This window comes from Bradyrhizobium sediminis, from assembly GCF_018736105.1.
Classification (GTDB): Bacteria; Pseudomonadota; Alphaproteobacteria; order Rhizobiales; family Xanthobacteraceae; genus Bradyrhizobium.
This window is the reverse complement of record NZ_CP076135.1, coordinates 2,353,144-2,365,606: the sequence shown is the minus strand read 5'-3', so window position 1 is coordinate 2,365,606 and position 12,463 is coordinate 2,353,144. Positions and strand designations below refer to the sequence as shown.

Below are 12,463 nucleotides of genomic sequence, written 5' to 3'. Positions count from 1 at the left end.
TGGGTGCCGGTGCCGCGGCCTTTGAACCTTTGCGCAGCTCCGTTGACCACACCTTCAGGGCTGGGGGAACGGAGGTTCCCATGACGACCGGCATGATGTCTCAAGAACTCACGGCCGCCGCAAATAAGCTCCCGACCGGGGTTCAGGACCATTCACCGGTCCAATCGACGAACGTCAAGCGAGAGGCCGCCGATCAGGGCCGCCTCGTTGTTCGAGCAACGTGAAGCGTTTGAGTGGAGAATGCCAAAATGGCCCACACTGCAGAATGGTTGCCTGTTTCGATCGAGCCATCCGACGAAGATCTCGAGGTCTGCGTCGTAGACTATGACGGAATCGTTCGCACGCTGATCTACCCCTGTCATAAGGATGGGGACGAATGGTTCGATGCTTCAAACAGGAAGCACGTCCACATTCAGCCGACGCATTGGCGTAGATGGACCGAGAGCCATTAGATGAGTGGCTCGAGATGGAGCAGCCTGAACGCCGGTACGAGCCCAAGTAGACGAGCCCAAATCGAATTGATTGGCCGCCGTTGACCGTCTTTCGATCCGAAGAAGTCGGCGGCGCTCGCCAGGGAACCTGGACGAACCGGATTATCTCCTGCGGCTTCATGGCCGCCGAGCCCCCTGCTGCACATTCACGCAAACAGGGAGGCAGTACGATGACGATACGACCCGACCCGACGTTTCATGCATCGCCGAAGCTTGCCATGGAAGCTTCGCCGGAGAGCTTCCCCTACACCCTGCTGCTCAGTCCGGACTTCTCAAAGCCCGACGCTCTCGCTGTGATCGACGTCAAGCGCGGCTCCCCGACATTCAGCCGGGTCGTCCATACGGTGGTGATGCCCAACAAGGGCGACGAGTTTCACCATTTCGGCTGGAATGCCTGCTCGTCGGCTCTGTCGCCGCTGGCCGGGCACGCTTTCCTCGAGCGGCGTTACCTCATCATCCCCGGCATGCGGTCCTCTCGAATTTACATTGTGGACACCAAACCGGATCCCACCAAAGCGAAGATCCACAAGATCATCGAGCCCGAGGAAATCTGGTTCAATCTGGATACATCCTGGGCCATCAGCCTCATTCTGGTGGGGTCTATTGCACTGGTGCTCGTCCTCACGAGCTAGCGCCGAAGCCATGCAAGGCTCCAGCATCATCAGACTCGGAGGAGAGACGTTTGTGAAAGACTTCGAGACGGCGTGGGAAAGGTGATGAATCTCGATCGCTTCGATCTTGCCTGATCTCGGCGGGAAGGTCTTCGAGGGCGCAACCGCATCCGCTGCGCAAGAAGAGCTGAGCTGACGTCACCATGTCACGATAAAGATGCCCGGCGAGCGATCGCCGGGCATCCTGTTCTTGCAGACCGCGCGATCAGCGGTGGGTTGGCTCCCTTATCAGTATCGGCCGGCAGTTCGGCGGCGTTCCCGTCGTACCGCTTGGGCAGCGGCGCTCGATCCGCTGGCAGTTCGGCGGCGTGCCGACCATGCCGGGCGGACAGCGGCGCTGGATCCGCTCGCAGTTCGGCGGCGTGCCGACCATGCCGGGCGGGCAGCGGCGCTGGATCCGCTCACAGTTCGGCGGCGTGCCGACCATGCCGGGCGGACAGCGGCGCTGGATCCGCTCGCAGTTCGGCGGCGTGCCGACCGTTCCAGGCGGGCAGACGCGCGGCGGAGGCTCGTCGCGACCGCAACGCTTGCCGGTCCAGGGCTGTCCGGGCGGGCAGCACATCCCGGCGATCGGCGTCGGAGTCCAGCCGGGCTGGCATCGCCCGGAGGGAGGAGGCTCGTCGCGACCGCAGCGCTTGCCAGTCCAGGGTTGTCCGGGCGGGCAGCACATCCCGGCGATCGGAGTCGGAGTCCACCCCTCCTTGCACAGGGTCGGCGGCGGCGGCAGCGGCCGCTGACCGCATTGCCGACCGGTCCAGGGTTGACCGGGCGGGCAGCAGACACCGGCCACCGGGGCGATCGTCCAGCCGGCCGGACAGGCCGGTTGCCGCGGCTCGCACGTCGTGCCCTTGGCGACGAAACCTGGCGGACACGTCGTCGGCGAAGGCGGCGGTGGTGGCGGCGGCGGTGGCGGCGCCGGGGCGATGATCAGTAGCGGGCAGATGTCCGGCGGCAGGTTCAGCGTCGCCGAAGCCTGGTCATCGCCAGCGTTGCTGTTCTGCACGCTTCCGCCGGCCGCGACGGTAATCCGGGACTCGTTCGTCACCTGGCAGCCCGGGACCAGGGCGGCCGCCGGCAGCGGCATCCGAACATGCACCTGCATGTGCACGACACCGCCCGGCGGTATGTTCACGCCGGGAAGCGTGCAGGTATAGGTCGGCGGCCCGCCGCCGCAAATCCACGGCGGTGAGAAGGTCGCCATCGTTCCAGCCGGCACCGTATCGGTCACGGTGATGTTCCCGGCGTAGGCGCCCGGGCCCTCGTTGTGAACGATCACGACGAAGCTGCAGTCGGCCATGCCGCCGACGGCCGTGCAGACCGATCCCGTCTTCTCCATGCGCAGGTTGGTTCCTCCGCAGTTCGGACCGGGCACAGCCATGCTGTCGCTGTCGGCATCGTCTCCCGGATTGATGTCGCCGCCGCCGGGCGGCCACACCAGATTTGCATTGTTGTTGATCGAACAACCCGGGAAATTGGCCGGCAGGTGCACCGAGATCAGCAGGTCGATGCTGTCGCCTGGATGCAGCAGCACCGGGGGATGCGTACAGGTTACCCCCCCGGGGCCGGCCGGCGCGCAGGCCCATGGCGGCAGGCCATGCACGGTGCCGGGCGGCACCCCCGCCACGGCATCATGAACCGTGACGGGACCGAAATAGTCGCCCGGGCCGGTGTTGGTGACGCGGACCGTGAACAGGCACCAGAAGCCGCCCCCGAAGTGCACGCACGAATTTGTATTCGCGCTCTTGTTCAGTCTCAAATTGGTAGGCGGCGGTGGCGGCGGTGGCGGAATCCAGTCCGGCGGCAGTGGCCAATAGGCGGCGCCACCCCAGAAGCCGAACATGCCGAGGTCACCGATCTCGGCGGGGAGTCCGGCCGCACGCTCGCAGGGCTGCCAGATCTCGACATCGCCGATATGGCCGGCGCGTTCGGGATCGCCGAATACACCATCATAATCGGCGAAATAGCTGGCGCTGGGCGGCGCGTTCTGCGGCCGCACCAGCGTGACGGAATTGCCCTGCAATCCGTGCACCTCGAACGGCGGAGCGCCGGCCAGCGTAGGGTTGTTGCGCAAATTTTCGCCGGTCGACCACAGAAACGACGAACAACTCGCTCGGCTCATGGCACCGGATGGATCGTGACCATAGCCGAGCGCGACGCCACCGGTCGCGTTCCGGAACGGTTCGGGGAAGCCGATCGCATATTCTTCCGGTACCGGCACCCAGTAGCCCGGCGTCGCCGGATTATCCGGCACTTCGCGCCGGAAACGCTTGACGTCGGTCTGCTGGGTCCGTTCGGCGAATACCGAATAATTGTAGCTGCCGCGCGGCGCACCGCGCAGCGCGACGAGAAGCCGCCCCTCGCCATCAAAGGCGAGGTCGGTGATGAGCGCGCCGGGCGGCACGCCGGGCACGCTGAACTCCCATCGCGCATCGTTGGCGAACTCGCCCTCGAGGCGGATACCGATCGACCAGATTTCGGAGCCTTCGGCGACCGCGTAGTACAACCGGCCGGCGAACACCGCCATGCCGTAGACCATGCGCTGGCGCTGCGTGAATCCCCAGGTCGCAGTGTCCTCGCTGTTGAACGCGGGGCTCTGGATCATCATCCGCTTGCCGTCGTCCGGTATCGGCGCGAGGCCGCGCCCGGGCCGCCCGGCCAAGCCGTGATCGAAGCTGTCGATCAGCGTGCCATCGACGTCAATCCGGTGGATAAGGCCGCTGTCGAGATCCGATGCGAAGAACTGGTGCGAGGCCGGATCGTAGACGACGTCGCCGAGCCCCGGTCCGGAATTGTCGAGGCTGGCGAACAACGACGCGGCGCCGGTCTGGCCGTCGATTCGATAGATGCTACCCGGCCCGCCGCCGAGCGCGGTGCCGAACTGGCCGATCATCCACTGCGCGGCGGGATCGCCGGTGCGAATACGCTGCGGCTGTCCATCCGGTCCTGTTCTCACGATCTGGATGCCGAAGGCGGAGGTGGCGCCGAGATAGATGTCGGGTACGGCCTGCGGGGTGCCGGGTGCGACACTCAAGGGCGGCGCCAGCGTGATCGCGAACACCTGGCCTATCTGACCGGCCTTGATCTGCATGACCGGTGGGGCGGGTATCAATTGGCCTTGCGGCGGCCCGCCCGGCTGAAGTCTCAGCACCTGCATCGCATTGCCGTCGATATCGATGAAGAAGCGGGCGAGCGGATCGGGCGGAGCGGCTGGCAGATCCAGCGCCTTGAACCCAGAAAATCCGGTGACGACGGCATCGCCCGGCATCATCGGACCGCCCTGGGCCACCGCTGGAGCGGACGATAGAGATAGAGACGTCGCGAGCAGAGCAACGCCGATCAGCCCGGAGACGACCCCGCCAAAATGGCGGGCATGTCCGCGAGACAGTCCGTAGCGAACGATTGGCATCCAAATATGCCACCTTGATGGAGAACCTTGCGCCGCCAGCCTCGTACGAGCGCTGAACGTTGTGATGTGTGGCAACATGGATTGGCCCCTCCACGGCACGCGACATTTATCATTTTCCTCCCGGATTCCCCGTTGCGCGTTGATCTAGCGCAACCCATCCACGCCTCTTCCCAGAAATAAGTGGAGCTCCTCGCCAATTTCGGACATCGAAAGAGCAGGCGAATGTCCGCGCAGGGGCAACTGCGAAAATATTAGTTCAAATAACGCTGCTTCCGCCCATGACCGATACCGGACGGCCCAAAACTGTTCGAATACAATATCCGCTTCGGCGATCCGGAATGCCAGGTCTTGATGCTGCGGATGATGTCGGACATCGTGCCGGCCATGCCGGCGTGAGGGCGTCGAAATTTTCCACGCCGGTACCAGAGCCGACGGCAAAAAGATTCTCGCCAATGGTGGCCACGTGCTGAACGTCTGCGCGTCCGGCCAGACCGTCAGCGAAGCGCAGAGCCGCGCCGATGCCGCGGTCGATCGCATCCAATGGCCGGAGGGCTTTTGCCGCCGCGACATCGGCTGGCAGGCGGTGACAAGAGAGAACGCGCATGGCCATAGCGCGATCCATCTTCCGCCCTCACCGGGTGCGGCAAAACAACCCGACGGGCAAGATTTCGCTTAACCCGTCGGGCAAATCAGCGCTAACGACTCGCCCGTCTCACCCGACAAGAGGGGCGGCTCGCGATCGTCACGAAACGCGCGGTGGGATGCGATGGACGCGGAAGCGCCTTTGACGAACGGTGCGGACGCGGACGGCAAAGTCGTGTGGTCCTGACACCCCGACGCTGGTGTCAAGTTCGCGCTAGGGAGCGCGGGCGACGGTGGCAAGAAAGCCCGGTCACCGGGGAGAGCGCGCTATAAGCCGTAAAACCATTGCGCAGGGAAGGCCGGATTGCCTCCGCTGAACCTGTATGCTCGTGTGCGTTTTTCCCAATAACAATTGCACACGGGACCGCGGGTGCAGCGCGCACCCGGTCTTCCCTGCGCCCTCTGAATGGAGGGCCGAGGAAACTGATAGCAAAACTCGGGCGAAATGCGCCGCGAGATCGCAAAGCTGTGCTTGCCAACAGCGGCTGTCTGGAGCGTGAATTGGGATGCCTGACACTTCGTCTTTGCGAGCCGACGACGCTTCGCGTTTGTCGCAGGCAATGACGGCCCCCGTTGCCCACCCCGCCCTGCCCGTGTTCGCCTCAGCTCTTTCCCTTGACCCGGAAGATCACCGGCAGCGTAAAACTCAAACCCTCGTCGGCGACCATCGGCGGGGGTTGCGGGACGGGATCGGAACGCTTCACCATCGCCAGTGCCGCCTCGTCGAACGCCGCATCGCCAGATCCCTTGACGATGCTGGCCGAGAGCACGTGGCCCATGCGGTCGAGCGCGAAGCTGACCAGGATCTCGGCACTCTTCTGCGAACGCTCCGCCGGATAGCGCTTGTGCTTGTCGAGATGCGCCACCAGCTCCTTCTGCCAGGTCGCGCGCACCCGCCGCGCAGTCTCGCCGCTGCCGATCGCGGGCGCGACCGAACGCGGTCCTTCCGGGATCGCTTCGGAGCTGGGCATGGCGGTGGCTTCGGCGGCGACCGACTCGGTGGAAGCCGAGGTCTGCACCGCGGCGATCTTCGGATCTTCTTCCTTGGGCTTGTTCGACTCGTTCGGCGCCACCACGCGATCGGGATCGTCGGTCTCGGTCGGCGTGTCCTTCGGCAGCTCGGTCTCCTTGAGCTCGGCCTTCTGGTCGGCCAGCGCCGGCGAAGCGACCGACGCGTCGGTGTCCGGCCCCGGCGGCAGGTCGGTGGCCTCCCGGCGCAACGACGCGAATTCGATGCCGACCTCGATCGCATTGGCGCCGAGTTCATTCTCGGCTTCCGATTCCTGCAGATGCGCGATCGCCAGCGCGCCGCCGCCGAGATGAAGCACGAGCGCACCGATCGCGGCCAGGATCCACAGCCGGCGGGACGGTCTTGGTTCGGTTTCGAGGCCGGACATCGCTACGTCGCCCCCGGCTCAGGGTTTCGGGTTGTCGGAAGCTGCAGGCGGAATGGCATTGGCGGGAACGCCTTCCAGCGCCACCAGCTTGACCTTCGAATAGCCGCCGGCGCGGAGGATTTCCAGCACGTCCATCAGCTCGCCATAGGGCACCGCGCGGTCGGCGCGCAGGAAGATGAAGCGCTCCTTGCTGCTATCGGCCATCGCATCGAGCGAACGCACCAGATCGACCCGCCTGACCAGGGTTTCGCCGATCGCCACCGCGAGATCGGGCTTGATGCTGACATAGGTCGGCTTGTCCGGCTTCTTCTGCGGCGTTGCGGTCGACGACGGCAAATCGATCGGCAGGTCGACGGTCGACAGCGGCGCCGCCACCATGAAGATGATCAGGAGAACCAGGATGACGTCGATGAACGGCGTGACATTGATTTCGTGCGACTCCGCGAAATCGCTGTCCTCGTCGACGTCATGTTCTGCGACCGATGCGCCCATCGCCTACTCCGCCGCGCGCGCATGTGCGCCGCCGACATGGGTGCGATCGAGATCGCGCGACAGCAGCCGGCCGGCAGCGCCAGATGCCCGGCCGACCAGTTCGAGGTAGCCTTTGGTCACGCGCGCGAAGTGATTGTAGATGATCACGGCGGGAATCGCCGCGACCAGGCCGAGCGCCGTGGCCAGCAGCGCTTCGGCGATACCGGGCGCGACCACGGCGAGATTGGTGGTCTGCGATTTCGAAATGCCGATGAAACTGTTCATGATGCCCCACACCGTGCCGAACAGCCCGACGAAGGGCGAGGTCGCACCGATGGTCGCGAGCAGTCCCATGCCGAGCCTGATCCGGCGCGCTTCTGCGCGCACGATCTCGGCGAAGCTCGAGGCGGCCCGCTCCTTGATGCCGGCGTCGCTGGAAATTCCCGCCGACAGCCGTGCCTCGCGCATCGCGGCGGCGAGCAGCGACGACAACACGCTGTCCTTGGCGCCGAGCGCAAACTGCGCTTCCGCCAGCGATCGCGCTTCTCCGATCTTGCCGAGCGCCACACGCAGGCGCCGCTGCACGACGGAGAGCTCCACCATTTTTGCGATAAAGATGGTCCAGGTCACCAGCGAGGCAAAGGCGAGCCCGATCATCACGGCCTTGACCAGCACATCGGCCGACTGGAACATCGACCACGGCGACAGCTCACGCGGCACCGCGGGCGTCGACCTCAGCGATCTGCCCTCTGCGGGAGTTGCTGTGGTGCCGGCCGCCACGGGCGAAACGGCCGCTGCTGCTGGAACCGGCACCGAAGGCGCGGCCTGCACCGGCGCCGCCGGAACTTGCGACAGCCCCGGCACGGCGACAGGCGCCGCCTTCTGCTGCGCCCATGACGGCAGCGGAAGCGACAATGCTACCAGCGCAAAGACGACGGCACATGCGGTTCGGAACGGTGACATCTTCATACTTCGGCCCAGCGGCGGATCAGGTTGTGATAAATACCGGTCAATTTGACCGTTTCGGGGTCATCTCGCCCAAGCCGCTCCACCAGGGCCTGAATCGCCGTGTCGAGATCGAAGATCAGGCTGCGGGCGTGGGCATCTCGTATCATGCTCTGCAGCCAGAAAAAAGATGCAACCCGCCTGCCCCGCGTCACCGGGGTGACCATATGCAGGCTGGAGGCTGGATAGAGCACGAGATCGCCGGCCGGCAGCTTGACCTCGTGGAAACCGTAAAAGTCCTCGACCACCAGTTCGCCGCCGTCATATTCCTCCGGTTCGGACAGAAACAGCGTCACCGACAGGTCGGTCCGGATCCGCAAGCCCGTCCGGTGATCGCCGCGCACCGCATTGTCGACATGGATGCCGAAATGATGTCCCTCGGCGGCGCCGTAGCGATTGAACAGCGGCGGAAAGATCTGCAACGGGATCGCCGCCGAGATGAACCGCGGATTGGCCGTCAGCGCGGAAACGATGTGGTTGCCGAGCCTGCGCGCCACCTCGCTGTCCGGCGGCAGCTGCTCGTTCTTCTTCACCAGCGCCGATTGCGCCCCCGCGGTGGAGCGGCCGTCTTCCCACGCGCAGTCGTCCATGACGCGGCGGAACTCCGCCACATCGTCCTTGCTCAGGACCTCGGGGACACAGATCAGCATTTTTCAGAACTTCGCCGAGGTGACGAGGTAGAACGCCCGCCCAGGCGCGACCGCGACAAACGGCGTCGCGCTACGGTAGAGCGTGTCGTAATAGAGCTTGTTGGTCAGGTTCTGCGCGTAGAGCTTCACGGTCCAGTGCTTGTCGATCTTCTTCTCGACGAAAGCATCGAAGCGCCAGTAGCTCGGCAGCTCGGTGCCGGTGTTGGCGCCGAAGGTGCCGCCATAGATCTTCGAGCGGTAGACCGCCTGCCCACCGAGTTCCCAGTCGCCGTCGAACTTGTACTTGGTCAAAAGGCTGAAGGACTCATGGGCGATGTTGGCCATCTGCAGCCCGATGTTGGAAGCGAGCGCACTTTGCGTGACCTTCGACCTCATCAGCACAATGCCGCCGAAGACGCTCCAGCGGTCGGTGATGTTGCCGCTGACCTCGATATCGATACCCTCGACCCGGTAGGCTGCCCCCGACTGCAGAACACCACTGACCGTTTCACGCGCATTGGCCTTGTCGGTCTGGAACAGAGCGCCCGTCACCAGCAGGTGACGATCGAACAGCTCCCACTTGGTGCCGACCTCGGCGGCCTTGTTGCGCTCAGGCCCAAGGACGACGCCGCCCGGGACAGCTCCGCCGTAGTCCCCAGCGGTGCCGTCGAGTTCGGAACCGAATGGATTGGTCGAGGTCGCGTAGGCAGCATAGAGGCTTCCGATCGGCACAGGCTTGAAGACGATGCCGCCGTTGTAATTGACGAAATCCGAATTAACCGTGCTCGATTTCGCTGCGGTCGACGATCGCAGGTCGTAGCCGTCATAACGCACGCCGCCGTTCAGGATGATCCTGTCTTCCCAATTCGCGGTATCGAGAACATAGAAGGCCTTGCTGTCGACATTGTAGCGGGTCGGATCGCTGCCCAACGTCGGGACCGAGGCGAACGGAATGAGCGTGTAGCTTGGCGCATAGATCGACTGCCCCGGCAAGGCGCCGTTGCTGGTGAATGCGCCGGCACCGAACACCTCCGACGAAAGCCCGGTGTAGCGGCCGATCCCGACACGCTCGTTGGAGACCTCGAGCCCGACCACGGCCGTGTGCTTGACGGCCCCCGTGTTGAACTTGAACGTGGCGTCTTCCTGGTTCGCCACGACGTCGACCCACTGGTTGCGGCTCTGCGCGCTCGCGGTGAACGTCCACTTCGTCGGATCGGGATTTGTCGTCACGGGCGACTGCGGCAGCGTCCCGATGTAGGCCAGCAGCGAGTGCTCTGCACGGGTCCTGCTGGTCAGCGTGATGCTATCGGTAATCTTGTACTCACCCGTCAGCGTACCGAAGTCCTGCCGCGCGGTCTGGAAGTCGCGATTGACGAATCCGTACCAATTCTGTCGCGGGATGCCGGCCTCGGTGACCGGCGTATTGCCCTGCCGATACCAGGGCACACCGAAGTCCGGCAGACCGCTGAGGTCGGTGTGGACGTAGTTCGTTGTGATCTTGATGTCGTTGGTCGGCGTATACTTGGTCGAGATGAAACCGCCCCAGCGATCGTCGGTCACATAGTTGCGACCGGCGACGTTGGCATCCTGGAACATGCCACCGGTACGCACCGCGAAGGTCGGGCTGATCACCTGGTTGACGTCGAGGGTGACGCGCTTGGTCCGGTCGGTGCCGAACGTGCTCTCGGCGTTGTAGAAGTTGCGATCACCTGCCTGCTTGGTGACGATATTGATGGCGCCGCCGGCGGTGCCGCGGCCGGCATAGGCCGAGGCCGGTCCGCGCAAGATCTCGATCTGCTCGGTAAAGAAATTCTCGCGGATGCTGACTGCCGGGTCGCGAATGCCGTCGATGAAGACATCGTTGCGCGCATCGAAGCCGCGGATGAAGAAGCGGTCACCAAACGCGTTGCCGCCCTCGCCCGACCCCAGCGTCACGCCGGCGGTCGAGCGACCGACCTCGCGCAGCGAGGTGATGTTCTTGTCCTGGAGCACTTCCTTGCTGAGCACCGTGATGGACTTCGGCGTATTAAGCAGGGGCTCGGGGAACTTGCCAGACGCCTGTACGCGATCCACCTTGTAAGGCGCTGCCGCATCCGCATAGGGGTTACGATCGGGCGCAAGGCCGCCGGCATTGGGGAATGGCACCGCCGCGACCTGCGCCGGCTGCGACCGGCGCGCGGCGCGCCGCAGCGCCATGCGGGCGCGCAGCGCATCCGGCGACGGCTTCGACGCTGCGGGCCGCGGGCGAGCGACGGGGGCATCGACCGTCACCGGCGGGAGGTTGGATTGCTGCGCTTCGGCGCCCGAGAACGAGGCGACCGCGATCAGGCCGGCGACGGCGGAGACTTTCCTGCCCGAATTGTTGTCGACCCCATCATTGACCGAATAAACCGTTGCCACCGAGCGCAACGACCTCGGTGCTCTTGCCTGTCCCATTTCAACTCGCCCCTTGCCCCGAATTTCAATTCGCTCATGCGGTTCATTTGCAACGACCGATGAAGCGTTGGTATCGAGCGAAAAATTTCGGGTCAATGCGATTGCGGCTCTTGGATGTTTGAATACATCCAGATCGAAATGATTCTAAATCGCGAGTTTGAAACCGTTCTAAATTTGGATTTGAAGCGTTCTAAACTGGAGACGAGAAATGCCCAAGAATCGCGCCTTTCTGCTCTTTCGCGAACGACACCGATCAATCGCTGCTGGGCGGCTTCATCAGCGAGAACAGTTCGTCGACGGTCTGCTGCGCGATCAGCCGTACGCGATCGGTGTTGTCCATGCCCGCAATGTTGACGCCCTTCACGACAGCTCTGATCTCGTCGCGAAAATCGGTGAGAAACCGCAACGCGTCGGGCGAGTTGTTGGCGACGCGCGCGATCAGCCCCGTGATCAGGATCTGGCAGGCGATCATGCGTCCGTTCAATTCGTCCATCATGCACACTCCGGGTAGCTACGTCTTCGCGAAATAGCGATCACGACGATGGTGCATATGAACGACATGCCGCGCGGTGACAACGGAGTGTGCGACTATTCAATTTAGAACGTTCCTAGCTGGCGCCGTCGAGAACGGCAGATGCGGGGCATCGCCGCCGGGATTCCGGCCACGGCATCGGCCGGAAAGTCCGCCTGACGACTTGACTTTGCGCGGCCACCGGCACATCCGGTGGGTATTGCTCACGGAGCCGGTTCAGTGAAGATCTTTACAACGTTTGTTGTCCTCCTCGCCATGCTGGCTTTCGGGTCAGCCGGCCAAGCCCAAGCCCCCAAATCAAAAGCCGCGCCGCCCGCGGCGCAAGCTGCAACACCGGCCGCGCCTCAGGCAGAGCCCGCGGCAAGTCCCACAGCCGGCTGGGCCGCGCGATGCAGCAGCGCCAGCCGCACTGCGCCGCTCGAATGCGCGATGGAGCAGACCGCAGTTCTCAGCAAGACCGGGCAGTTGATCGTACTCGTCAACATCCGCGTGCCCGCCGACACCAAGGCGCCGGTCGCGCTGGTGCAACTGCCGCTCGGGCTCAACCTGCCGGGCGGCGCCAAAGTCCAGGTCGATGACGGCAAGGTGACCGACCTGCAGATCCAGACTTGCGAGAACAGGGGCTGCTACGCCAGTTCCCCGATCGCGCCCGACCTGCTGGCGGCGCTCAAATCGGGCAAGCAGCTAAGAGTGTCGTTTCAAAACCTCGCCAAGGAAACCATCATGATTCCGATGCCGCTGGCCGATTTCGCGGCGGCTTACGACAAGATCAAATAGGCGATC

At 64.1% G+C, this 12,463-nt stretch carries 8 protein-coding genes and 2 pseudogenes; 3 read left to right on the top strand and 7 right to left on the bottom strand.

What is annotated here, in order from left to right:
• Nucleotides 1–661: 661 nt before the first annotated feature.
• Nucleotides 662–1,095: pseudogene (locus KMZ68_RS11175) on the top strand (selenium-binding protein SBP56-related protein); the annotation flags it as partial.
• Nucleotides 1,096–1,367: 272 nt separating this feature from the next.
• On the opposite strand, the gene KMZ68_RS11170 reads toward KMZ68_RS11175, so the two are convergent.
• Nucleotides 1,368–4,427 carry a DUF11 domain-containing protein gene (locus tag KMZ68_RS11170; RefSeq protein WP_215615819.1) on the bottom strand — a complete coding sequence of 1,020 codons (3,060 nt, stop codon included), beginning with the start codon at nucleotides 4,425–4,427 and terminating at the stop codon, nucleotides 1,368–1,370.
• Nucleotides 4,428–4,862: 435 nt separating this feature from the next.
• On the opposite strand from KMZ68_RS11170, the pseudogene KMZ68_RS11165 reads away from it, so the two are divergent.
• Nucleotides 4,863–5,163 (top strand): annotated as a pseudogene (locus KMZ68_RS11165) (phosphoribosylglycinamide synthetase C domain-containing protein); the annotation flags it as partial.
• A 649-nt stretch (nucleotides 5,164–5,812) separates the two neighbouring features.
• On the opposite strand, the gene KMZ68_RS11160 reads toward KMZ68_RS11165, so the two are convergent.
• The 6 genes from KMZ68_RS11160 to KMZ68_RS11135 form a co-directional block, all read right to left on the bottom strand.
• A complete protein-coding gene (locus KMZ68_RS11160) occupies nucleotides 5,813–6,607 on the bottom strand; it encodes an energy transducer TonB (RefSeq protein WP_215615818.1) in 795 nt (264 codons plus the stop codon).
• A gap of 18 nt (nucleotides 6,608–6,625) precedes the next feature.
• On the bottom strand, nucleotides 6,626–7,099 hold the full coding sequence (exbD, locus tag KMZ68_RS11155) for a TonB system transport protein ExbD (protein ID WP_215615817.1): 474 nt from the start codon (nucleotides 7,097–7,099) through the stop codon (nucleotides 6,626–6,628).
• A 3-nt stretch (nucleotides 7,100–7,102) separates the two neighbouring features.
• Nucleotides 7,103–8,047 carry a tonB-system energizer ExbB gene (gene exbB / locus KMZ68_RS11150; RefSeq protein ID WP_215615816.1) on the bottom strand — a complete coding sequence of 315 codons (945 nt, stop codon included), beginning with the start codon at nucleotides 8,045–8,047 and terminating at the stop codon, nucleotides 7,103–7,105.
• On the bottom strand, nucleotides 8,044–8,733 hold the full coding sequence (locus KMZ68_RS11145) for a Fe2+-dependent dioxygenase (protein WP_215615815.1): 690 nt from the start codon (nucleotides 8,731–8,733) through the stop codon (nucleotides 8,044–8,046). The genes exbB and KMZ68_RS11145 overlap by 4 nt, the downstream gene beginning before the upstream one ends.
• Before the next feature lie 3 nt (nucleotides 8,734–8,736).
• Nucleotides 8,737–11,148, bottom strand: a complete 2,412-nt coding sequence (locus KMZ68_RS11140) for a TonB-dependent receptor (protein ID WP_215615814.1) — start codon at nucleotides 11,146–11,148, stop codon at nucleotides 8,737–8,739.
• Between the two features lie 253 nt (nucleotides 11,149–11,401).
• Complete coding sequence (locus KMZ68_RS11135) at nucleotides 11,402–11,641, bottom strand: hypothetical protein (protein WP_215615813.1); 240 nt, start codon at nucleotides 11,639–11,641, stop codon at nucleotides 11,402–11,404.
• A gap of 294 nt (nucleotides 11,642–11,935) precedes the next feature.
• Between KMZ68_RS11135 and KMZ68_RS11130 the strand changes: the two genes are divergently transcribed.
• Nucleotides 11,936–12,457, top strand: a complete 522-nt coding sequence (locus KMZ68_RS11130) for an invasion associated locus B family protein (RefSeq protein ID WP_215616285.1) — start codon at nucleotides 11,936–11,938, stop codon at nucleotides 12,455–12,457.
• Nucleotides 12,458–12,463: the final 6 nt, after the last annotated feature.